This is a genomic window from Streptosporangium sp. NPDC087985, from assembly GCF_044741965.1.
Lineage (GTDB): Bacteria > Actinomycetota > Actinomycetes > Streptosporangiales > Streptosporangiaceae > Streptosporangium.
Genome location: NZ_JBIUTQ010000013.1, coordinates 48,392 through 70,260, shown reverse-complemented (window position 1 = coordinate 70,260; position 21,869 = coordinate 48,392). Strand labels below are relative to the sequence as shown.

General features: G+C 70.5%; 20 protein-coding genes. 6 read left to right on the top strand and 14 right to left on the bottom strand.

Going from position 1 to position 21,869, the window contains the following annotated elements:
- A complete protein-coding gene (locus ACIN94_RS22400; RefSeq protein WP_400708964.1) occupies nt 1-1,368 on the top strand; it encodes a DUF58 domain-containing protein in 1,368 nt (455 codons plus the stop codon).
- A 42-nt stretch (nt 1,369-1,410) separates the two neighbouring features.
- Here ACIN94_RS22400 and ACIN94_RS22395 read toward each other — a convergent pair whose 3' ends face one another.
- The 3 genes from ACIN94_RS22395 to ACIN94_RS22385 all read right to left on the bottom strand — a co-directional run bounded on the left by ACIN94_RS22395 (nt 1,411) and on the right by ACIN94_RS22385 (nt 4,554).
- The gene (locus ACIN94_RS22395) at nt 1,411-2,406 is read right to left on the bottom strand and encodes a stage II sporulation protein M (protein WP_400708961.1); all 996 of its coding nucleotides are present in this window, start codon (nt 2,404-2,406) and stop codon (nt 1,411-1,413) included.
- 109 nt (nt 2,407-2,515) lie between these two features.
- Nucleotides 2,516-3,463, bottom strand: coding sequence for a ribokinase (locus ACIN94_RS22390; RefSeq protein ID WP_400708958.1), 948 nt, complete (start codon nt 3,461-3,463; stop codon nt 2,516-2,518).
- Nucleotides 3,460-4,554: a LacI family DNA-binding transcriptional regulator gene (locus ACIN94_RS22385; protein ID WP_400708955.1), complete on the bottom strand. Its 1,095-nt coding sequence runs from the start codon at nt 4,552-4,554 to the stop codon at nt 3,460-3,462. Before ACIN94_RS22385 ends, ACIN94_RS22390 begins: the two co-directional genes overlap by 4 nt.
- A 157-nt stretch (nt 4,555-4,711) precedes the next feature.
- Here ACIN94_RS22385 and ACIN94_RS22380 point away from each other — a divergent pair, with 157 nt between their 5' ends.
- Nucleotides 4,712-5,602: an RDD family protein gene (locus tag ACIN94_RS22380; protein WP_400708952.1), complete on the top strand. Its 891-nt coding sequence runs from the start codon at nt 4,712-4,714 to the stop codon at nt 5,600-5,602.
- Nucleotides 5,603-5,696: 94 nt separating this feature from the next.
- Here ACIN94_RS22380 and ACIN94_RS22375 read toward each other — a convergent pair whose 3' ends face one another.
- Complete coding sequence (locus ACIN94_RS22375) at nt 5,697-7,118, bottom strand: LVIVD repeat-containing protein (RefSeq protein ID WP_400708949.1); 1,422 nt, start codon at nt 7,116-7,118, stop codon at nt 5,697-5,699.
- A gap of 186 nt (nt 7,119-7,304) precedes the next feature.
- On the opposite strand from ACIN94_RS22375, the gene ACIN94_RS22370 reads away from it, so the two are divergent.
- On the top strand, nt 7,305-7,931 hold the full coding sequence (locus ACIN94_RS22370) for a DUF305 domain-containing protein (protein ID WP_400708946.1): 627 nt from the start codon (nt 7,305-7,307) through the stop codon (nt 7,929-7,931).
- 18 nt (nt 7,932-7,949) lie between these two features.
- On the opposite strand, the gene ACIN94_RS22365 is transcribed toward ACIN94_RS22370, so the two are convergent.
- Complete coding sequence (locus tag ACIN94_RS22365) at nt 7,950-9,191, bottom strand: adenosylhomocysteinase (protein WP_400708943.1); 1,242 nt, start codon at nt 9,189-9,191, stop codon at nt 7,950-7,952.
- 62 nt (nt 9,192-9,253) lie between these two features.
- Nucleotides 9,254-10,681, bottom strand: a complete 1,428-nt coding sequence (gene ahcY / locus ACIN94_RS22360; RefSeq protein ID WP_400708941.1) for an adenosylhomocysteinase — start codon at nt 10,679-10,681, stop codon at nt 9,254-9,256.
- Nucleotides 10,682-10,876: 195 nt separating this feature from the next.
- On the opposite strand from ahcY, the gene ACIN94_RS22355 reads away from it, so the two are divergent.
- Both ACIN94_RS22355 and ACIN94_RS22350 read left to right on the top strand, forming a co-directional pair.
- Nucleotides 10,877-11,248 carry a MerR family DNA-binding transcriptional regulator gene (locus ACIN94_RS22355; RefSeq protein WP_400708939.1) on the top strand — a complete coding sequence of 124 codons (372 nt, stop codon included), beginning with the start codon at nt 10,877-10,879 and terminating at the stop codon, nt 11,246-11,248.
- 53 nt (nt 11,249-11,301) lie between these two features.
- On the top strand, nt 11,302-12,432 hold the full coding sequence (locus ACIN94_RS22350) for a sensor histidine kinase (RefSeq protein WP_400708937.1): 1,131 nt from the start codon (nt 11,302-11,304) through the stop codon (nt 12,430-12,432).
- A 23-nt stretch (nt 12,433-12,455) separates the two neighbouring features.
- Here ACIN94_RS22350 and ACIN94_RS22345 read toward each other — a convergent pair whose 3' ends face one another.
- Genes ACIN94_RS22345 through ACIN94_RS22325 form a run of 5 tightly spaced genes read right to left on the bottom strand, consistent with a single transcriptional unit; the run spans nt 12,456 to nt 16,478 of the window.
- On the bottom strand, nt 12,456-13,385 hold the full coding sequence (locus ACIN94_RS22345; RefSeq protein ID WP_400708935.1) for a cation diffusion facilitator family transporter: 930 nt from the start codon (nt 13,383-13,385) through the stop codon (nt 12,456-12,458).
- A gap of 41 nt (nt 13,386-13,426) precedes the next feature.
- On the bottom strand, nt 13,427-14,533 hold the full coding sequence (locus tag ACIN94_RS22340; RefSeq protein WP_400708933.1) for a bifunctional phosphoglucose/phosphomannose isomerase: 1,107 nt from the start codon (nt 14,531-14,533) through the stop codon (nt 13,427-13,429).
- Nucleotides 14,530-14,703: a Trm112 family protein gene (locus tag ACIN94_RS22335; protein WP_400708931.1), complete on the bottom strand. Its 174-nt coding sequence runs from the start codon at nt 14,701-14,703 to the stop codon at nt 14,530-14,532. The genes ACIN94_RS22340 and ACIN94_RS22335 overlap by 4 nt, the downstream gene beginning before the upstream one ends.
- A gap of 4 nt (nt 14,704-14,707) precedes the next feature.
- The gene (locus ACIN94_RS22330) at nt 14,708-16,060 is read right to left on the bottom strand and encodes a phosphomannomutase/phosphoglucomutase (protein WP_400708929.1); all 1,353 of its coding nucleotides are present in this window, start codon (nt 16,058-16,060) and stop codon (nt 14,708-14,710) included.
- 49 nt (nt 16,061-16,109) lie between these two features.
- Nucleotides 16,110-16,478, bottom strand: a complete 369-nt coding sequence (locus ACIN94_RS22325) for a DUF3499 domain-containing protein (protein WP_400708927.1) — start codon at nt 16,476-16,478, stop codon at nt 16,110-16,112.
- A 167-nt stretch (nt 16,479-16,645) separates the two neighbouring features.
- Here ACIN94_RS22325 and ACIN94_RS22320 point away from each other — a divergent pair, with 167 nt between their 5' ends.
- Nucleotides 16,646-17,098 carry a metallopeptidase family protein gene (locus ACIN94_RS22320; RefSeq protein WP_400708925.1) on the top strand — a complete coding sequence of 151 codons (453 nt, stop codon included), beginning with the start codon at nt 16,646-16,648 and terminating at the stop codon, nt 17,096-17,098.
- A 1-nt stretch (nt 17,099) separates the two neighbouring features.
- Here the strand turns inward: ACIN94_RS22320 and ACIN94_RS22315 are convergent, their stop codons facing one another.
- The 3 genes from ACIN94_RS22315 to ACIN94_RS22305 form a co-directional block, all read right to left on the bottom strand.
- Nucleotides 17,100-18,515, bottom strand: a complete 1,416-nt coding sequence (locus ACIN94_RS22315; protein WP_400708923.1) for a DUF5719 family protein — start codon at nt 18,513-18,515, stop codon at nt 17,100-17,102.
- A complete protein-coding gene (locus ACIN94_RS22310; protein ID WP_400708921.1) occupies nt 18,512-21,376 on the bottom strand; it encodes a glycosyltransferase in 2,865 nt (954 codons plus the stop codon). Before ACIN94_RS22310 ends, ACIN94_RS22315 begins: the two co-directional genes overlap by 4 nt.
- 156 nt (nt 21,377-21,532) lie before the next feature.
- Nucleotides 21,533-21,793, bottom strand: coding sequence for a WhiB family transcriptional regulator (locus ACIN94_RS22305; protein ID WP_012888122.1), 261 nt, complete (start codon nt 21,791-21,793; stop codon nt 21,533-21,535).
- Between the last annotated feature and the right edge of the window lie 76 nt (nt 21,794-21,869).

The window sequence follows — 21,869 nt, the reverse complement described above, 5'->3', positions numbered from 1 at the left end:
ATGGCACTGACAGGACGGGCCGCCCTGCTGGCCCTGCTCGGCACGCTGGTCGTGCTGTTCGCGCCCCGGCCGGGACCGGCCGTGGCCGGGGTGGCACTGCTGCTCCTGGCGCTGGTCGCGGTGGACCTGCTGCTGGCCGCGGGCGTGCGGCCGCTGCGGTTCACCCGCTCGGGCGACCGGCTGGTACGGCTCGGCGAGTCCGCCACGGTCGAGCTGATCGTGGAGAACCCCGGATCCCGCCGGGCCCGGGGCCTGCTCCGGGACGCCTGGCCCCCCTCGGCCGGGGCCACCCCGCGGCACCTGCCGCTGGACGTGCCCCCCGGCGAGCGCCGCCGCCTCGTCACGACGCTCACCCCCACCCGCCGGGGTGACCGCGAGGCGGTCACGGTCACGGTGCGCACGCTGGGCCCGCTGGGCATCGCGGCTCGCCAGGGCTCCCACCGGGTGCCGTGGTCGGTGCGGGTGCTGCCGCCGTTCCTCAGCCGCAGGCATCTGCCCGCCAAGCTGTCCCGGCTCAGGGAGCTGGAAGGCCGGCATCCGTCGATGGTCAGGGGGCAGGGCACCGAGTTCGACTCGCTCCGCGAGTACGTGGTGGGCGACGACGTCCGTTCGATCGACTGGCGGGCCACCGCCCGCCGCAACGACGTCGTGGTCCGCACCTGGCGTCCCGAACGCGACCGGAGGGTCCTGATCGTCCTGGACACCGGGCGCACCTCGGCCGGCCGGGTGGGGACGGCCCCCATCCCGCTGGCCGGTGAGATGCCCGGGACCGGAGGCCCGTACGGCGGGGCGGCGGTCGTGCCGGGCTGGCCCCGGCTGGACTGGTCGATGGACGCGGCGCTGCTGCTGGCCGCGCTGGCCACCCGTGCCGGTGACCGGGTGGACTTCCTGGCCTACGACCGTGCGGTGCGTGCCTGGGTGTCCGGTGCCGGCCGTACCGAAATGCTGTCGTCGCTGGTCAACACCATGGCTCCGCTGGAGGCCGAGCTCGTCGAGGCCGACTCGGCCGGCATGGTCGCGGCCGTCCTGGCACGGGCCAAGCGGCGCTGCCTGGTCGTCGTGCTCACCGACCTGAACTCGGCGTCGCTGGAGGAGGGGCTACTGCCGATGCTCCCCCGGCTCTCCGCACGGCACCTGGTGCTTCTCGCCGCCGTATCCGATCCGCAGGTGGCCGCGATGGCGGCCGGGCGCGGCACCCCCGAGCTGGTCTACAACGCGGCGGCGGCGGAGCACCTGAACGCCGACCGGCGCAGGATCACCGCCCGGCTGCGCCACCAGGGCGTGGAGGTGGTGGACGCGGCCCCGGAGCAGATCGCCCCCGCCCTGGCCGACGCCTACCTGGCGCTGAAGGCCGCGGGCCGCCTCTGACCGACCCCTCGGCATCCGCCCGGCACCGGTCGCCGCCCGTCCCTACCCGGCACTCGGCGCAAGATCGGGTGCCCGCTCCAGGTCACCGGTCTCCCGGGCGGCCAGGGCGCGGCGGCCGAAGAAGATCACGTAGGCGAGGAAGGCTCCCTCGGCGATCACTCCGATGCCGATGCGCGCCCAGGTGGGCAGGCCCGAGGGGGTGACCAGCCCCTCAATCAGCCCGGAGACCAACAGCACGACGACCAGTCCGATGGCCACGCTCATGACGGCCCTGCCCTGCTCGGCGAGGACCTCGCCACGTCTCCGGGGACCGGGGGCGATGACCGTCCAGCCGAGGCGCATGCCCACGGCCGCGGCGAGGAACACCGCGGTCAGCTCCAGCAGGCCGTGCGGGGTGATCAGGCCGAAGAAGATGTCCAGCTTGCCACGCGAAGCCATCAGCCCCGCGGAGAACGCCACGTTGGCCGCGTTCTGCCACAGGATGTAGGGGATCGGCAGGCCGAGCAGGAGGGCCATCATGATGACCTGTATCGAGACCCAGGCGTTGTTGACCCAGACCTGCCCGGCGAACGAGGCGGCGGGATGCGCGGAGTAGTAGTCGGCGAAGTCGTGGTCGACGAGCCGGGTGATCTCCGCGGGCGTGGCGATCGCGGCCTGGACCGCGGGATCACGCGCCACCCAGACGGCGACGACCACGGAGACCAGGACAAATGCCGCGGTCGTACCGAGCCACCACCAGCGGGCACGGTAGGCGACCACCGGGAAGGAGACCGTGAAGAACCGGACGGCCTCCCGCCAGGCGGGAGCGTGCGCGCCGGTCACCGCCGACCGGGCCCGGGCGACCAGTGCCGACAGGCGGCCCACCAGGATCGGATCGGCCGCCCCGGACCGCACGATGGACAGATGGGTGGCGACCCGCTGGTAGAGGTCCACGAGCTCGTCGATCTCGGCGCCGTCCAGCGATCTCCGGCGCCGGATGAGGTCCTCCAGGCGGTCCCAGACCGGCCGGTGCGCGCTGACGAAGGCGTCGATGTCCACGCGGGAAGCGTATCCACATCTCCCGTTCCGCCGGAATGATCAGGCGGTCCCGTCAGGGATCAGGAGTCGGCCGCACCTGACAGTGCGGCGTTGAGCACTCCCGTGCGGCTCAGAGTCCCTCCAGATCCTCCGGATACGGGTAAGAACTCTGCGCGCCGGGCTCGCGCACGGAGGCGGCACCCACCCGGACCGCGAAGGCGGTGGCGGTGACCAGGTCGTCACCCCTGGCCAGACGCCAGGCCAGCGCTCCGGTGAACGCGTCACCGGCGCCGGTGGTGTCGACGGCCTCCACCTGAGGACTCGGCACCGCGGTGACCCCGCCCGGCTCGGCGACGACCGCGCCGTCGGCTCCCAGTGTGAGGACCACCGAGCGGGGACCGAGGGCGAGCAGGGCCTTCGCCTGCCGGTCGGGGACGCCGGGCGCACCGAGCAGGAGAGCGGCCTCGTGTTCGTTGACGACGAGCGGGTCGCAGACCGCGAGCAGGTCGTCGGGGACCACCGCGGGGGGCGACAGGTTGAAGACCACCCGGGCCGCCGTCCGGGCGGCGGCCACAACCGTGGCGAGAGGGCTCTCCAGCTGCAGGGAGACGACTCGCGCCGAAGCCAGCAGGCCCGCGGCGGCGGCGATGTCGTTCTCGCTCAGCCGTGCGTTGACCCCCGGCGACACGATGATGCTGTTGTTCCCGTCCGACCCCACGGTGATCAGGGCGATGCCGGTGGACCCCGGGGTCTCGGTGAGATGGCTCAGGTCCACCCCGTCGCCGTCCAGTGCCTTACGCAGGAACTCGCCGTTGCCGTCGGAGCCGATCCTGCCGAGCAGGGCCACGCGAGCGCCGAGCCGGGCCGCCGCGACGGCCTGGTTGGCGCCCTTTCCACCGGGATAGGTGGCCAGGTCCGAACCGATCACCGTCTCACCGGGCAGGGGGCGCCGGTCGACGCGGACCACCAGGTCGGCGTTCACCGACCCTACGACGATCAGCTCGTACGGCTGCGCCGTGTCGTCCCGGCGGCCTTCCTCGGAGGGGACGGGCGTGACGCCGTCGCCGTATGCGGTCATCTGAATCCTTCCAACGTGGAGACCTCGGGCTCCGGCTCTGGCACTGACACTGGCACTGGCACTGGGGAGGGAACGCGGCCCGGTGCCGCACGGCCCCTCCCCTCTTCCCCGCATGATCGGCGGACCACCAGCAGTGCGGGGATGATCACCGACTCGGCGGGCCGCCCCGCGAGGCGGTCGAGAATGACTCCCACCCCCCGTCTGCCGAGCTCGGCGGCGGGCTGGCTGATCGCGGTCACCGGAGGGCTGACGTGCGGAAACCACGCCACGTCGTCGAAGGACGCCAGAGCCACATCGTCAGGGACGCGCAGGCCGCGGGCCCGTATCTCGTCCAGCGCGCCGAGAGTCATCAGGTTGTCGCCCACGAAGATCACTTCTGGCGGCTCCGGCAGGTCGAGGAACCTGGCGGTGAGCGCGCGACCGCTGCCCGACCGGAAGTCGCCGGCCTCGATGTACTCCGGCCGGATCTCCAGGCCGTGCCCGGCCATCGCCGCGAGGAACGCCTCGGTCCGCTCCCTGCCCGTGGACAGCCTGGACGGCCCCGAAATGAAGGCGATCCGCCGGTGCCCGAGTTCCCGCAGATGGGCGACCAGTGCCCTGATGGCGTCGGTGCCGTCGACTCGGACCGACGGCACGTGCACCCCGGGGAGGGTGCGGTCCAGGAAGACCAGTGGCTCCCCGGAGCGTGCGATCTCCTCGACCAGCGGCGTGACCTCGGCGGTGGGACAGATCAGCAGGCCGTCCACCCGCCGCTCCAGGAGGGTGCGCACGTAGTGGTCCTGTTCCTCGGCCCGCTCGTCGGCGTTGCCGATGATCACCGTGTAACCGGCCGCGCGCGCCGCGGCCTCAACCGCTCCGGCGAGTTCCGCGAAGAACGGGTTGACGATGTCGCCGATGATCAGCCCGAGGGTCCTGGTCGCCTCGGTACGCAGCGAGCGTGCCACCGCGTTGGGAACGTAGTGGAGCTCTCTCATCGCGCCGTAGACGCGGGTCCGGGTCTCCTCCGTCACCGAGGGGCTGTCATTCAGGACCCGGGAGACCGTGGCGACGGAGACGCCCGCATGTGCGGCCACGTCTTTGATACGCGCCATCGACCCTCCATGTAATCGATTACACGGAGGGTATTCAGTCGTTTATCTGGATGCAAGTCAGGTATCAGGCGACCTGCGGCGTGCGTCGTCGGCCGCTCAGGCGTCCGGACAGGAGAGGCCCGGCCTGTCCCGGCCCGTCACGGGTAGGGTGCTGGGTGTGTCCGATGTCGTAACCGGCGAGGCCGTTGTCGTCGAAGTCCGGGTCGCCCAGCTTCCGAGCAGGGCCGCGGCGCTGCTCATCGACGTGGTGGTCCAGATCGTGACGCTGACAGGCGTGTCCCTCCTGGTCGGCGGCCTGGCCTTCGACGCCGACCAGGCGCTGTTGACGATGATCTACATCGTGCTCACCGTGCTCGTGCTCGTCGGCTACCCGGTGATCTTCGAGACGCTCTCGCGCGGACGCAGCCTGGGCAAGCTGGCCCTCGGGCTCCGGGTGGTCAGCGACGACGGCGGCCCGGAACGGTTCCGGCAGGCCCTGTTCCGCGGGCTGGCCGGAGTGCTGGAGTTCTGGCTGCTCAGCGGCGCGCCCGCCCTGATCAGCTCGCTGATCTCGGAGAGGGGCAAGCGGCTCGGCGACATCTTCGCGGGCACCATCGTGATCTCCGAGCGCGGCCCGAGACAGTACGGCCCGCCGCTGGAGATGCCCGCGCCGCTCGCCGCGTGGGCGGCGACACTGGAGCTGTCCCGGCTGCCCGAGAACATCGCCGCCACCGCGAGGCAGTACCTCACGCGCTGGCACGACCTGGCCCCGGCCGTCCGGCACGAGATGGGCGTGCGCATCGCCACCGAGATGGCGGTCTTCGTCTCCCCGCCCCCGCCGCCGGGGGTGCCGCCGTTCGCCTACCTGACCGCCGTCCTGGCCGAGCGCCGCCGCCGTGATCACGTACGGCTCGCAGACCAGGCCGGTGCCCGGCAGCGGCCCGTCCAGCCGGCGCCCTACCAACCGCAGGGCCGACCGGCGCCGGGCCCCCTGGCCGCGCCACCCGTACCGCCGCCTCCCGGCACGGCTCCCGGCCCCACCGCCGGCGGCTTCGTCCCGCCCGCCTGAGCCGGGGTGCCCGCTCCGTACGGGCGTGAAATCCGTACAGGCGTGAGAAAGGGCGGCGGGGATGGGAATCCCCGCCGCCCTTCTCAGGCGATGACTACTGACCGTAGTTGCTGCCGTGACCGTACGCGCCCTGTGTCTGCGCGTTCATGATGTCGAACTTGAAGCTCTTGCCCTGGTTGGTGCGCGGGTCGTTGATCTCCACGACGTCGAGGCCCAGGTTGAAGTCGCTACCGTAGATGTAGCCGTTGTAGTAGTAGGAGGACCAGAAGCCACCGCTCAGGGCGGGGGCGGTGTTGTCGGGACCGCGCTCGAAGAAGGCGATCTCGTGCGGGTTGCTGGAGTCAGTGAAGTCCACGACCGAGATGCCACCCTGGTACCAGGCCTGGACCATGATGTCCTTGCCCTTGACCGGGATCAGCGAGCCGTTGTGCGCGACGCAGTTCTCGGTGTCGGCCTGGTGGCGCGGGATCTTGAAGTAGCTCCTGAACTCGAGCTGGCCGTTCACGATGTCGAAGTAGGCGTTGGCGCCGCGGTTCGGGCCGATCGCCTCGTTGCAGGTGGCCGCGCTGCCGCCACCGAGCTCGTCGGTGAAGATGACCTTGGTGCCGTCGTTGTTGAACGTCGCCGAGTGCCAGAACGCGAAGTTGGCGTCGTCACGGGCCGTCGCGGTGACCTTCGGGTTCACCGGGTCGGAGATGTCCATCAGGATGCCGTTGCCCATGCAGGCGCCGGCCGCGATGTCCCTCTCCGGGTAGGCGGTGATGTCGTGGCAGCCGGTCGTCGCGGACTGGCGGTAGGGGTAGGGCAGGCTGTTGCCCGGGTGGCCCCCGTCAGGGAAGAGGACCGGGGTGTTGACGACGGCGGCCTCGGTCGGGTTGCCCAGCGGCACCTTGACGATCGAGATCTTGTCGTGCGGCGGCTGGCAGTCGGGGAAGCTCGCCGAGGGGCTGTAGGAGGAGACGTAGACGTACATGTTCCCCTTGTCCTCGCCCTTGCCGGGGACGAGAGTCAGGGTGTGCGAGCCACAGTCGGTCTCGACCGACTTGATGTACTTGGGGCTCTTCTTGTCGCTGATGTCGAAGATCCGGATGCCCTCCCACGAGCTCTTGATCGACGCGCTCTGCGCCTTGCTGTTGCAGGAGTCGTCGTTACGGGAGGAGTCGACCGCGCCGAAGAGCAGGTTGCCGTAGACGGCCATGTCCATCTGACCGCCCGGGCAGACCACCGAGCTCACGAGCGAGGTCTTCTTCGGGTTCTTGATGTCGTAGATGGAGAAGCCGCTGTAGTTGCCGACGTAGGCGTAGTCGCCCTGGAAGGCCATGTCGCTATTGATGTCCGTCAGCCCGGCCGGCTTCGGGACGTTCGTCACGTGCGTCATGTTCGAGCTCATGACGATCTCGCCGGGGGCGGGGATGCCGTCGGCCTGAGCGGGCGCCATGGACAGCGACATCGCCGCCACGACTCCCGCCACCATGAGGATCCGGCCGGTCAGGCCCTTCCTACGGGGGGTGATCACTTATGAACCTCCTTGCCATATGCGCCATAAAGGTCGCATAAATGACTGAATCGTTCATCCTGACCGGCCAGTCAGGCAAGCCTTCACAGTGTCAGCAAGTTTTTCCGATTTGTCGTCTTTACCCCAATGCCCGGGAAAGTCTAAGGTTTTCGGTCAAAGCAGCTTCAGGAAGTTCGAGGAGGTCGGGTGCGCGTCGCGCTCGTCGTTGTGGTCGCCGCCCTGTCTCTCAGCGCGTGCAGCACCGCCCCAGCACAGCCCCTCGCGCAGTCGACGGCGCCGATCCTGGCACCCGGCAGGCCGGGCGAGCCCGCCAGGACGATCAGCCCGAGCGAGGCCGCGACGGCCGTGCCCGCGCCCACCGCCAACGCGGTGGACGTGAAGTACATGCGAGACATGATCTCCCATCACCGGCAGGCGATCGACATGGCGGTCCTGGCTCCGACACGGGCCGGCTCCGACACGCTCAAGAGCCTGGCCTCGCGCATCAAGGACGCCCAGGGGCCGGAGATCCAGTACATGACGACCTGGCTGCAGCAGCAGGGCCAGAAGGCGCCGGGCCACCACGCCGACCACGCGGGCATGCCGGGCATGGCCACCCCCGCGCAGATGGAGGCCCTCAGGGCCGCCTCCGGCAAGGAGTTCGACCAGCTCTTCCTCACCCTGATGAGCGCCCACCACCAGGGCGCGCTGACCATGTCCGAAGAGGTCCTGATCGGCGGCTCGCACATCAAGGTCGAGGAGCTGGCCAACGACGTCACCGCCACCCAGAGCGCCGAGATCCGCAGGATGCAGGAGATGCTGGCGGAGCTGTGAGCCGGGCCCGCGGAAGGACTACGAGCCGAGCCGCCAGGAGTGGAGATACCTCTCCTGCTCGGGGGTGAGGGCGTCCACCTCGATCCCGGCGGCGGCCAGCTTGAGCCGGGCCACCTCCACGTCGACCTCCTGCGGCACGTCGTAGACGCCGGGCGCCAGCCCCGCCCGCTCACGGGCCAGCCATGCGACCGCGAGCGCCTGCGCGGAGAAGGACATGTCCATGACGGCGGCCGGGTGCCCTTCCGCGGCCGTCAGGTTCACCAGGCGACCCTCGGCGATCAGCAGGAGCCTGCGGCCGTCGGCGAGGACGTACTCGTCGGTGTTGGGGCGGACGCCGGGATGCACCGCCTGCGCCAGCTCGTCCAGGGCCCGGACGTCGATCTCGACGTCGAAGTGGCCGGCGTTGGCCAGGATGGCGCCGTCCTTCATCACCGCCAGGTGCTCGCCCCTGATCACGTCGCGGTTGCCGGTGACCGTGACGAACACGTCTCCGATCCGGGCGGCGCCGACCATCGTCTGCACGTCGTATCCCTGCAGCGTGGCGTCCAGGGCCTTGACCGGGTCGATCTCGGTGACCACCACCCGGGCGCCCAGGCCCCTGGCCCGCTCGGCGACGCCCCGGCCGCAGTAGCCGAACCCGGCGACCACCACGATCTTGCCTGCCAGCAGGGTGTTGGTGGCGCGCATGATGCCGTCGAGGGTGGACTGGCCGGTGCCGTACCGGTTGTCGAACATCCGCTTGGTCCGGGTGTCGTTGACTGCCACGACCGGGAACCGCAACGCCTGCTCGGCCGCCATCTGCCGGAGCCGGATGATGCCGGTCGTGGTCTCCTCGCACCCGCCGGAGACCGTCTCCAGCAGCTCGGTCCGCTCGGTGTGCAGGATGTTGACCAGGTCGCAGCCGTCGTCGAGGACGATGTCCGGGGAGATGTCGAGCGCCCGGTGGATGTGCCGGTAGTAGGTCTCCCTGTCCACCCCGGCCCGCGCGTGCACACCGATGCCGTAGTCGCCCAGCGCGGCGGCGACGTCGTCCTGCGTGGACAGCGGGTTCGACGCGGCCAGCGTGATCTCCGCCCCGCCCGCCCTCAGCGCGCCCATCAGCACCGCTGTCTCGGCGGTCACGTGCAGGCACGCGGCGATCCGCAGCCCGTCGAACGGCCGCTCGGCCGCGAACCGCTCCCCGAGTGCGGTGAGCACCGGCATCGACCGCGCCGCCCACCCGATCCGCCGCTCACCCGCGGCCACCAGTGCGCTGTCCACGTCTCTCCCCAGATTGCCCGAAGGGCCCCCGCAGACCTGCGGGGGCCCGGTGGAACGGTCGGTCAGTAGCGGTAGTGGTCCGCCTTGTAGGGGCCTTCGATGTTCACGCCGATGTACTCCGCCTGAGCCTTGGTGAGCGCGGTGAGCTTCACGCCGAGGGCGTCGAGGTGGAGACGGGCGACCTTCTCGTCCAGGTGCTTGGGCAGCACGTAGACGCCGATCGGGTACTGCTCGGTCTTGGTGAACAGCTCGATCTGGGCGATCACCTGGTTGGTGAAGGAGTTGGACATGACGAACGAGGGGTGACCGGTGGCGCAGCCCAGGTTCATCAGGCGGCCCTCGGCGAGCACCAGGATCTGGTGGCCGTCGGGGAAGGTCCAGGTGTGGACCTGCGGCTTGATCTCGGTCTTGACGATGCCCGGGATCTTCGCCAGGCCGGCCATGTCGATCTCGTTGTCGAAGTGACCGATGTTGGACACGATGGCGTTGTGCTTCATCTTCGCCATGTGGTCGGCGGTGATGATGTTGAAGTTGCCGGTCGTGGTGACGAAGATGTCGGTGATGCCGACGACCTCGTCCAGCGTGGTGACCTGGAAGCCGTCCATGGCGGCCTGGAGCGCGCAGATCGGGTCGATCTCGGTGACGATGACGCGGGCGCCCTGACCCCGCAGCGCGTCGGCACAGCCCTTGCCGACGTCACCGTAACCGGCGACGACCGCGACCTTGCCGCCGATCAGCACGTCCGTGGCGCGGTTGAGGCCGTCGATGACCGAGTGGCGGCAGCCGTACTTGTTGTCGAACTTCGACTTGGTCACCGAGTCGTTGACGTTGATCGCCGGGAAGAGCAGCGAGCCGGCCTTGAACATCTCGTAGAGGCGGTGGACACCGGTGGTGGTCTCCTCGGTGACGCCCTTGATGCGCGAGGCGATCTCGGTCCACTTCTTCTCGGGGGTGACCGTACGGCGGAGCAGATCAAGGATGATCTTCCACTCCTCCGCGTCGTCCTCGCCGGCGCTGGGAACGGCGCCCGCCTTCTCGTACTCGGCGCCCTTGTGGACGAGCAGGGTGGCGTCGCCGCCGTCGTCGAGGATCATGTTGGGGCCGTCGCCGCCGGGCCACACCAGCGCCTGCTCGGTGCACCACCAGTACTCCTCCAGGGTCTCGCCCTTCCAGGCGAAGACCGGGACACCCTGGGGGGCCTCGGCGGTGCCGTCCGGACCGACGACGACGGCCGCGGCCGCGTGGTCCTGGGTGGAGAAGATGTTGCAGCTCACCCAGCGGACCTCGGCACCGAGCGCGACCAGCGTCTCGATGAGCACGGCGGTCTGGATGGTCATGTGCAGCGAGCCCATGATCTTCGCACCGGCCAGAGGCTGGGCCTCGGCATACTCCTTGCGGATGGCCATCAGGCCCGGCATCTCGTGCTCGGCGAGCTGGATCTCCTTGCGCCCGAAGGCCGCAAGGGAAAGGTCGGCGACCTTGAAGTCCATGTGTTACCCCTCTGATTGATGATCGCGCTCGACTCATGCCCTCGCTGGCCTCGCGGTCCGGCTTCACCGTCGGGCCCGGTCCGTCGCTCCACCGGAAAAGTCGACGGTGTGAGCTTAGGCGGCGATACGGCTCCGCGCATCTCCGGAGCAGCTAATCTGACATAAAAATGTAAGAAACTGCGGGGAGGCTGGAGAATGCGGATCACCGAGGCCGCCAGGCGGCTGGGCATATCGCCTCGCATGCTCCGTTATCGCGAGGCGCTCGGCCTGCTCCCGCCGGTCCGGGAGCAGGGGTCGCACCGGCGTTTCGGCCCCGAGGAGCTGTCGGCCGTGGCCCAGGGCGTCGAGCTGGAGAAGCGGTTCGACATCTCCCCCGCCGAGCTGGCCTTCGCGCTGCGGGTGATGAGCGAGCCCACCGTCGCGCAGGCCGTACGGGATCTCGGGCTGCGGATCGGCCGCCTCCAGGCCCCGCGCCGCGCCCTGGACTTCGAGAAGGAGAAGGCACTGCGCCTGCTCCAGGGGGGCGCCCCGCGGGGCGTCCAAGACGACCCGCGGAGCCGCCCGTGAGATCGCTCCCAGGAGTGACGACACCGGACCCACGGATCACGACAATTCACCGCATGGACCCGACCACCCCGCTGTCTCTCAAGGAACCCTTCATCGAGGAATCCTTCATACAGGATCTGAAACCCCCCGTTCCCACCTCGTTCCTGCTTCTGGACATAGTGGCGGGTGGTGTTCTCTGTCTCGCCCTGTTCATCGAGCTCCTCTTCGAGGGGAGCTCAGCAATCGAGGTCGTCATGGGCATCCTGGCGACGGTGCCTCACATGGCTCGCCGGATCGCCCCGAAGTCCGTGATCGTGCTCACACTGGTCGGTGCCGCCGGCCTGCTCGCCGACGGGATCACGCCTGGTGTCGTGTTAGCCGCGTCCGGCCTGCTGTCCTTCTACACGATTGTCAGGCAGTTGAACCGCGGCGCGGCGTGGGCCGCAGGCGGATCGGCCGTCATCCTGCTCCTGGTGGCCGGCTGGTTCACCGGCGTCGGCATCGTGAACCCCTTCGTCCTCCTGGGGACGGCCCTGGTCTGCGTCCTGACCCTCCTCGCCAACCTGCACCTGAGCCATGCGGAGATCGAGGAGATGCGCGCGGACGGCTTGGGAACACTCAGGGAGCAGGCCGCCATGGCCGAGCGGGCCAGGATCGCCCGCGAGATGCACGACATCGTGGCCCACTCCGTGTCGAAGATCGCCGTTCAGGCCGAGACGGCGCCCTACACGCTCGACGGGCTCGACGACCGGACCAAGCAGGAGTTCGCCGAGATCGCAGCTGGCGCGCGCACCACGCTCACCGAGATGCGCCACCTGCTCGGTGTGCTCCGCGCCGATGTCACCACCGCCCCGGAGACCGCGCCGCAACCGGGGCTGGCGCGGCTCCCCGAGTTGGTCGAGCGGCACGAGGGCGTGACCGACCTGGACGTGGTCGGCGAGGCGGTGCCAGTGCCGCAGGCCGTGGACGTCTCGGCCTACCGGATCGTCCAGGAGGCGCTGACCAACGCCCGCATCCACGCGCCGGGCGCCCGCGTCTCGATCGAGCTCACCTACCGCCCGGACCTGCTGGTGCTGCGCATCGTCGACGACGGCCCCGGCCCGTCCGGGGACACCTCCAACGGCCACGGCCTGGTCGGCATGCGCGACCGCACCCAGGCCGTCGTCCACGCCTACGAGTCGGGCCTCGTCGTCCCACGCGCCTGAGCCGTCCCGCCGCCCGATGACAGTCAGACGGAGCGATTGATCTTGGATCTGTCGATGTCGGGTTCAAGGTAGATGACGCGGGCCGCCGGGACGGCGGCGCGGATGCGCTGCTCGGCCTCGTCGATCCCGCGGGCCACCTCCGCGGCCGTGTCGTCGTGGTCCACCGCGATCTTCGCGGCGACCAGGATCTCCTCCGGCCCCAGGTGGAGCGTGCGCATATGGATGACCCGGGTGACCTCGGGTGTGCTCTCCAGGGCGGCGCAGATCTGCTTTTCGACCTCCGGACCCGCGCCCTCGCCGATCAGCAGTGACTTGGTCTCGACGGCGAGGATGACCGCGATGACGGCGAGCAGGGCGCCGATCGCCATCGTGCCGACGCCGTCCCAGACACCGTCGCCGGTGACCACGGCCATCGTCACACCGGCCAGCGCGAGGACCAGGCCGACCAGGGCGCCCAGGTCCTCCAGCACGATGACCGGCAGCTCCGGCGACTTGGACCGGCGGATGAACTGCACCCAGGACTGGTTGCCACGGGCCGCCCTGGACTCCTTGATCGCGGTCCGGAAGGAGAACCCCTCGGCGATGATCGCGAAGATCAGCACGCCGAAGGCCACCAGGGGCGTCTCCACCGGATGCGGATCACTGATCTTGTGCCAGCCCTCGTAGAGGGAGAACAGCGCACCGATCGTGAACAGCACCACCGCCACGACGAAGGCGTAGAAGTAGCGCTCCCGGCCGTAACCGAACGGATGCTCGGGGGTCCGCTTCCGCGCCGCCCGTTTCCCGCCGACCAGCAACAGCACCTGGTTGCCCGAGTCGGCGAGGGAGTGGATCGACTCGGCGAGCATCGACGAGGACGTCGTGATCAGGAAGGCTATGAACTTGGCCACCGCGATCGCGAGGTTGGCCGACAACGCCGCGATGATCGCCTTGGTACCGCCGCCCGCGCTCACGGCAGCCTCCGCTCATTTATCCGAAAGGACGAGACGAGATCCTATGAGGAGATTCTCGTCTTCAGTTCTGTGATCGCCGACACGGGGGTCGGGTCGATCCCGTATCCCAGAGCGAGGTACGTGCTCGCGTAGTCGCCCAGTCCGATCAGTGTCGCGAGCCGCTCCAGCGGGTGCGGCCCCTCGGCGGCGATCTGGCTGACCGGCACGCCCCTGTCCTCCGCCAGCCGTGCCGACACCTCGCGCCGCCGCGTCACCTGCGGATGTTCCTCCACGTCGCTCAGCAGGAACAGCCGCAGGGACCGCCCGCTCTCGTCGGCGAAGATGTCGCGCGTGGCCAGCGGGCCCTCCAGCGCCATCACCTGGTTGTGGTTGACCTCGGGGATCTCACCCCAGACGGCCGGGTATTTGCCGTTCTCGTTGAGCTGGCAGGCCCACCGGTAGGCGGCGACCGCGGCCAGCGGCGAGGATCCCCAGATCATCGGCACGGTCTCGGCCATCTCCATGGCCAGCGACTTACCCGGGTTGATGAACGACTCGCTCGCCGGGCGGCACCGGTGGGCGATCTCCTCCAGGCGCTTGGCCACGTTCTCCAGCACCTCGTCGTCCAGCTGGACCAGGCCGAGCTCGGCGGCGATGACGACCAGCGGGATCGACAGTGCCCAGACGGCGGTGCGCGGCGGCCCTTCCCCGGTGACGGGCACGAACGGCGCGGCCGCCTGCCTGGCGATCGCCTCCAGCGGCGAGCCGGGCGCGCCCACGGCGGCCAGACGGCACCCCCGGCGGACGGCCTCCATCGCCACCGCGAGCGTCTCCTCGGTCCGGCCCGAGCACGACACCGCGACGACCACGTCGGTCGCGCCGACCCAGCCGGGCAGTCGGTAGGACCGTACGGTCACGACCGGCAGCGGAGTGCCGTGGCCGCACACCGCGTTGAGGATGTCACCGGCGATGCCCGAACCGCCCATGCCCACGACCACAAGGGCCCGGGGGCGGCCACCGTCGACCAGCGCGGACAGGTCCGTCTCACGGGTGACGCGGTGAGAGGTGCGGACCTGCGCCGCGGAGGCGGCCACCACACGCAGCATGCCCGACGGGTCGCCGTCGGTCAGCCGCCTCTGATCGTCGAGCCGATCGGGCTCCCAGTTCACGGCTTCCGCGCCTCGTCAACCAGCAGTACCGGGATGTCGTCCCGGACCGGATACACCAGGCCGCAGGAGGCGGAGGTGCAGCGCAGCTCGTCCACCTCGGGATCGGCGCGCAGGGGGGACTTGCAGTTGGGACAGGCCAGGATCTCCAGCAGCCAGTCGTCGATCTTCACTCGGTCAGCTCCTCACGACAGCAAGCACTTCGTCCCTGATCGCTGCCATCTGAATCTCGTCGGCCGCCTCGGCGTTCAGCCTGAGCAGCGGCTCGGTGTTGGACGGACGAAGATTGAACCACCATCCGGGGCCGGACACGGTCATGCCGTCCAGCCCGTCGAAGGTGACGTCGTCGCGGCCGGCGAACGTCTCGCGCACCCGCGCCATGGCGGCCGCCTGGTCGGCGACCGTGCTGTTGATCTCCCCGGAGGCCGCGTAACGGGCGTGGTCCGCGAGGATGTCCGACAGCGGCCGGTCCTGCCCGCCCAGCGCGGCCAGCACATGGAGCGCGGCCAGCATGCCGGAGTCGGCGGACCAGAAATCCCTGAAGTAGTAGTGAGCCGAGTGCTCGCCGCCGAAGACCGCGCCGGTCCTGGCCATCTCGGCCTTGATGAACGAGTGGCCCACCCGGGTGCGGACCGGCTCGCCACCGTGCTCGGCGACGATCTCCGGGACGCTCCGCGAGGTGATCAGATTGTGGATGATCGTGGCGCCGGGGTGCTTGGCCAGCTCGCGCCCCGCGACCAGCGCGGTGATCGAGGAGGGGGAGACCGACTCGCCGCGCTCATCGACGACCCAGCAGCGGTCGGCGTCGCCGTCGAAGGCCAGGCCGATGTCGGCGCCGACGTCGAGAACGGCTTTCTGCAGGTCGCGCAGGTTCTCCGGCTCGATCGGGTTGGCCTCGTGGTTGGGGAAGCCGCCGTCAAGCTCGAAGTAGAGTTCGGTCGTCTCCAGCGGGAGCCCCGCGAACACCACCGGGACGGTGTGACCGCCCATGCCGTTGCCCGCGTCCACCACGACCTTCAACGGCCGGATGCCGGACAGGTCGACCAGCGTGCGCAGGTGGTCGGCATAGCCCTGCAGCAGGTCCCGCTCGGAGACGGTCCCGCCGCCGTCACCGCCGACCCCGGACTTCAGGAGCTCGGCCGCCCGGTCACGGATCTCGGCCAGGCCGCTGTCACCGCCGATCGGCACGGCGCCGGCCCGGCACATCTTCATGCCGTTGTACTGGGCGGGGTTGTGGCTGGCGGTGAACATCACGCCGGGCAGCGCGAGACTGCCGCTCGCGTAGTAGAGAAGGTCTGTGGAGCCCAGCCCGGCGTGGACGACGTCGGCTCCGCGCGAGGTCACCCCGCGGGCGAAGGCCGCGGCCAGCGGCCCGGAGGAGGCACGCATGTCATGGGCGACCACGACGGTCTCGGCGCCGGTCACCTCCGCGAAGGCCGCACCGACCGCCTCTGCGATCTCCTCGTCGAACTCGTCCGGCACGACGCCCCGAACGTCGTACGCCTTGAAGATCTTGGCGAGGTCACCCACTCCAGCTCCGCCCTTTTATGCCGTGTCTGCTGAGACCAGCCTAGCCGGGTCAGCGGTCACGCTGGGGCTGAGCGGAACGGAGCACCCGCAGGTGGCCGCGGCGCCCGACCTCGACTCCCTGGCCGACGGGCTCGGTGCCGCCCGCCGGGGAGGGCCGGGCGGCCTCGCGGACCGCGTTGGCGAGAGCCTCCAGGTCATCGGTGCTCGGCGGCGCACCGTCGGTGGGAAGGCGGACGACCTCCCAGCCTCGAGGTGCGGTCAACCGCTCGGCATGCTCGGCACACAGGTCATAACAGTGCGGCTCGGCGTACGTCGCCAAGGGCCCGAGAACGGCGGTCGAATCGGCGTAGACGTACGTGAGCGTGAATACGGCAGGCTGACTGCACGCGGTGCGGGAACAGCGGCGGACGGGGCTCACGGTGGGACCGTATCCGGTAAGCGTCCGAGGCGCCACTATCTGAGCGCTCTTAACGAGCGTGTCGCCACAATTCGGACACGTGTCCCACCTTCCACCCGCCTGTACGGCTTGCCCCTCGTCTCACGGCCTCTTCCCTGCCTTACTCCGGGCACGTCTAAGCTTGGCCCGTGAGCTCGGCACCCGGTGGACCCCGCCCTCCCCGCAGACGCGACCGGCACGGCCGTGGCATGCGCGGCCCGCTGGCGCCCTCCCACGTGCCGATCGCCAAGTCGCGCAGCGAGCGTTTTGACGACTTCGTCCTGGACGCCGTGGACCGGCTCAAGCCCCGCTGGAGCAAGCAACTGGCCGCGGTGGAGTTCGCGGTCGAGGAGGTGCCGCCGCTCAGCGAGCTGAGCGACGGTCCCGGACTGCTCACCGGCGAGCCGATCCCGTTCGGCCGGGCCGAGCCCGCCGTGGGGAAGCACCCGGCCGTCGTGATCATCTACCGGCGCCCCCTGGAGGCCCGGGCCCGCGACCGCGACCAGCTCGACGCGATGGTGCACGACGCCGTGGTGGAGCAGGTCGCCGAGCTCCTCGGCCTGTCACCCGAGACGGTCGACCCCGGCTACGACAGCGACTGAGTCAGGGCAGCACGGCCGACACGGACTCGGTGATCGGCGGTACCAGCGCCCACAGGCGCGCGGGCGCCAGCGGCTGGGTGGTCAGCAGCAACCCGTCCTTGAGGCGCTCGTCCATCACCCGCCCGCCGTACACCGGACCGGAACCCGGCAGGGGCAGCACGACCACCGCGAAGGCGCCGTCCATCTTGGGCAGCCTGACCTCCTTGGTGCGCGAGGCGGCGATGGTCACCTCGAAGGGCTCCTGCGCCTCGCCCTTGCGCGGCAGCACCTGCACGCTCACCTTCCCGGCCGTGTCCGGTGCGGTCAGCAGCAGCCGGGAGCTCTTCTGCTTACCCGTGCGGTTGTCGGCGACCACGCTGCCCAGGTCGATCGGGGCCGCCCCGGCGGTGAAGGCCACGTCGCCCTTCGCGCCGGTCCCGGTGACGGTCAGCCCGGCCACGATCGGGGTGTCGGAGGTGAGCAGGAGTGCCGAGGGCTGGGCGCCGATGCCGGTCGACAGGTCAAGGGTGGCGACGGACCCCGCGGGCACCTCGACCAGCTCGCGGTCCTTGAGCGCGTAGGTCCCCTCGGGGGTGAGCGCCTTGACCTCGACCAGGGTGTCGGACTCGCCGATGGCGGCGACCAGCAGCTCCCGCCGGCCTCCGCCGCCGGGGACGCCCGGAACCACGACGCGGGTGGCCGGCGCGGCGGAGACCGGCAGCCAGTCGACGCCCCGGCCACCGTTCATGATCGCCCGAGCTGCGGCGGCGACCCGGCCGGAGCTGGTGCGCACCTCGAGCGCCATGACGAGCGGCGAAGATGCCAGGTCCCTGACTTTGACCGTACGGCTCTCGCCCGGCTTGAGCGTGAACACGCCACCGGAGTCACCGACCACCGGGCCCTCGCCGGAGTAGACCATGACCTCCGCGAGGGCCGGGGCGAGGTCGGCGTTGGTGAGGTGGAGCGTGACGTCGGCCGCGGCCGGGCCGGGTCCGACCAGCCAGGTGCTGGCCACCGGCTCCACGCACCGCACCCCCGCCAGTCCCCGGTGCCGGCCCGAGGTCTCCCTCCGGGTCTGCTCCGACTCCAGGCCGGCGGCCATGCTCCCGGTGGCCGTGACCACCAGCGGCCCTGACGCTGCGGGGACCTTCTCGTGCCAGAGGTTGCCGGGGGTTTCCAGCCGGTCCAGGGCAGTGTCCCCGGTGACGATCATCGTGGCGCCCTGTCCCCGGGCGCCCGGCGGGGTGACGACGCCGACGGTGGTCTCGCCGGGATCGGGGCAGACGGCCGTCACGGAGGAGACGGGCACCTTCTGGGGAAAGGCTTCGACCTGGCCGACGGACTCTGGCTGGGTCACGGAGGCGACGCCGTACAGGGCGAGCAGGGCCACCAGGACCAGGCCGAGCAGACTGAACCGGTTCTCGATCAGGAATTTCACCGGGAGGCCAGCTCTCTTGCGGACTCGGGCGGATTCTGGGAAGCGTGATCGTCGGCGGTGCCGGATCGCGAGCCGGGTGCCGCCAGGGCCGAGACGACCAGCAGGATCGCGGCCTGGATCCAGAGCCAGCGGCCATGCCAGGGATCGCCCTCCGGAGCCGGCGGCATGACGGCCGGCTGGGTCAGCCGCCACACGCCGAGCTCCCGGGACAGGCTCATCCTGGCCAGGGCGGGCTGGGAGTCCAGCGCCTGGCTGATCTCCGGGCTGACCGGCGGGGCCACCACGACGAACTGCACACCGTGGGCGGCCAGCACGCCGGCGTCGTCCGCGCCCCTGCCGGAGACCAGCCCGGCGGCGGCGACGCCGACGCGCTCGCGTGCCGCCTGCCGCATGGGGATGTCGGACTCACCGATCAGCGGGGTACGGCCGCTCAGCACGGTGAAGGTCAGGCCGTTCTCCCTGGTGCGCAGGAGCAGGGTCCGCTCGCCGTTGCCCGAGTTGACCGCGGCCAGGGCGGGCATCGCGTCGGGCACGTTCCCACTGATCGGGCCGCCCACCCCCTTGGCGACCCACATGCCCGCCGCGAGCAGCGGTGTGGAGAAGGCGACCACCACGACGGCGAGCGCGGTGACCCTGCGTAACCCGCCCGCCGCCCGGAACTCGACGATCCGGTCGGCCGTGAGGGCGGCCACCACGAGCATGCCGGTGGCGGCGAAGGCCAGCGGCACGCCGGGCCAGGCCGGGGCCACGGCGTCTCCGTTCAGGGAGACGACCGGGGTCCGGCTGACCAGGATCGCCACCAGCACGCCGAAGAGCGCGACGCCCCAGCCGATCGCGATGACCATCCGGTTACGGCGCATCAGCAGCGCGGCCAGGCAGGCGGAGACGAGGCCGCCGGTCACCCAGAGCGGCGGCATACCGGGGCCGCCGGGGCTGAGCATCAGCAGTGACTGCGCGGGCAGCACGGCGTCGACCAGGGAGAGCTGGTGCAGCCCGGCCTCCAGCAGGAGCCGTCCCGGGTTCCCGAGCACCTGGGCCAGCCAGGGGAACAGCAGCGCCACCGGGACGCCGAACGCGATGACCACCGAGAGCGCGACGCCCCTGCGGGGGAAGGCCAGTGCGGCCAGCGCGCCGAGGACCAGCGTGAGGGGGTAGACCAGCGGGGCGAAAGCCGTACCGACGGCGAGGAGGAGGCCCAGGCCCCACGCGGCCCGGCGGGCCCGGCGACCCTCGCCCGCGAGCAGGGTGGTGGCCAGCGCCGCGTAGACGGGCAGCAGCACGGAGACCACGGCGGTGCCCAGCCGCCCGGCGGCGACCGCACCGGTGGCCACCGGGAGAAGCGCGTAGGAGGAGGCCAGCCAGACACGGGTCCACCGGCTCGGGATCATCGACCGGGTGGCCGCGTAGGCGGAGAGCCCGGCCAACGGTACGGAGCCCAGCAACAGCACCGAGACCGCGAGCCAGGTCTTGCCGAGCAGCACCGTGGACAGCACGGCCAGCACCCCGACGTACGGCGGCGCCCACTCGTCGCTTCCCAGGCCCGCCTGGTGGTATCCCTCCAGGTAGAGGCCCCACAGGTCGGCGGATCCACCGATCACGGGGACGAGCGCGCCGCCACCCAGCCGGGCACCGCCGATCAGGCCGCGCTCGGCGATCAGCGTGACCGCGGTGAGCGCGAGGAAGAGCAGCACGCCCGGATTGCTGAAGATCCGCTGCATCGCCCCGGCGTCGGTGAGCAGTTCCTCACCGTCCTCCTGCGAGGAGGCCACGGCGTGGTGCCGTCCCGCCGACTCCACGAAGCCGGTCCCCGCCAGGTAGCTCTGGATCCGGTCCGAGAGGCGCCGGTAGCCCGCGCCCGGCGGGGTGAGCAGCCGTCTGACCGCCGCGTGGTTCTGTCTGCGGCCCTTGGCGCGGGCCCGGCGAGCCTTGATCATCCGCCATGGATGGCCGAGCACCGAGCCGAGCGCGACGATCTCGTCCAGCGCGTCGGCGGGCCGCTTGGCCACCAGGAACAGCAGCGTGCGGAAGGCCGAGCCGAAGATGTTGCGGACCAGCGCCCACAGCAGTGGCCAGAACGGCAGGTTCGCCATGACCACGAAGATCGCGTTGCGGCGGTCCAGACGTCGGGGGTGGTCGCCGCTGACGGTGATACGGCGCCGGCGGCGGGTGGCTGCCTCGGCGTGCCAGGCGACCGCCTGGGTGACGTTCTGCACCCGGTACCCGGCGGCTCTGACCCGCCAGCACAGGTCGAGGTCGTCGCGGAACAGCGGCAGGAAGGGGTCGAGCCCGCCCACCTCGTCCCAGACGTCCCGGCGGATCAGCATTCCCGCGCTGGAGACCGAGAGCACATCCCTGACACCGTCGTACTGCCCCTGGTCGAACTCGCGGGGCTCCAGCCCGGTGTCCCGGCGGCCCGTCCGGTCGACGGTGACGCCGATCTCCAGCAGGATCCGCCGATCCAGCCAGTCCCGGAGCTTGGGGCCGAGCACTCCGGCCTTGGGATCGGCGTCGGCGGCCCGGAGCAGGTTCCGCAGCGCGTTGGCATCCGGCGCGCAGTCGTCGTGTAGCAGCCAGATCCATTCCTGTCCATCGGCGGGCTCCAGCCGGCCGAGCACCTCGGCGACGGCCTGGCCGAAGCTCGTCGAGCGCGGGAGGGTGAGCACGGCGTTCGGGCCGAGAACGCCGGTCAGCAGGGCGGCACTGCCGTCCCTGCTGCCGTTGTCGACCCCGACGGCACGGTCCACCGGCCGGGTCTGCCCGAGCAGCGCGTCGAGGGTCTCCCCCAGCCAGCGGGCGCCGTCGTGGGAGACGACGATCGCGGTGACGCTGTGGTGGAGACGGGGGGAGTCGGTGATGGACATACGTCCCGTGGTTCAGGAGGGGGCGGTGGCGCGATAACGATACGACACACTATGTACGGTCAGGCCACCTGCATCAAAAACGGGTCACGTGACCTGCGGCCACGTGACCCGTCGAAATATCGTCAAGCGTCCCCGGCAAGCGTCAAGGACTGCCTCTTAAACTGCCTCACGCTTGATCCGGCGACGTTCCCGCTCGGAAAGCCCACCCCAGATGCCAAACCGCTCGTCATGCTCAAGCGCGTACTCAAGGCACTCGGCACGCACCTCACAGGAGCGGCAAACCTTCTTGGCCTCCCGTGTGGATCCGCCCTTCTCCGGGAAGAACGCCTCCGGGTCGGTCTGCGCACACAAGGCGCGTTCCTGCCAGCCAAGCTGCTCTTCAGCAATGCTGTCCTGTGCGATGACCAGGTCGGCCACTGCACACCTCCCTGCCGCCCGCAAATGGAGCCCCCCTATGAACGCCTCCCTCTTACCCACCCAGAGGAAGGCGTAA

Excerpts from the sequence above, each read along its gene's own strand:
- ACIN94_RS22390 (WP_400708958.1), bottom strand. The coding sequence starts at position 3,463 with ATGACCGCATACGGCGACGGCGTCACGCCCGTCCCCTCCGAGGAAGGC.
- ahcY (WP_400708941.1), bottom strand. The coding sequence starts at position 10,681 with ATGGACTTCAAGGTCGCCGACCTTTCCCTTGCGGCCTTCGGGCGCAAG.
- ACIN94_RS22385 (WP_400708955.1), bottom strand. The coding sequence starts at position 4,554 with ATGGCGCGTATCAAAGACGTGGCCGCACATGCGGGCGTCTCCGTCGCC.
- ACIN94_RS22350 (WP_400708937.1), top strand. The coding sequence starts at position 11,302 with ATGGACCCGACCACCCCGCTGTCTCTCAAGGAACCCTTCATCGAGGAA.
- ACIN94_RS22310 (WP_400708921.1), bottom strand. The coding sequence starts at position 21,376 with ATGTCCATCACCGACTCCCCCCGTCTCCACCACAGCGTCACCGCGATC.
- ACIN94_RS22355 (WP_400708939.1), top strand. The coding sequence starts at position 10,877 with ATGCGGATCACCGAGGCCGCCAGGCGGCTGGGCATATCGCCTCGCATG.
- ACIN94_RS22400 (WP_400708964.1), top strand. The coding sequence starts at position 1 with ATGGCACTGACAGGACGGGCCGCCCTGCTGGCCCTGCTCGGCACGCTG.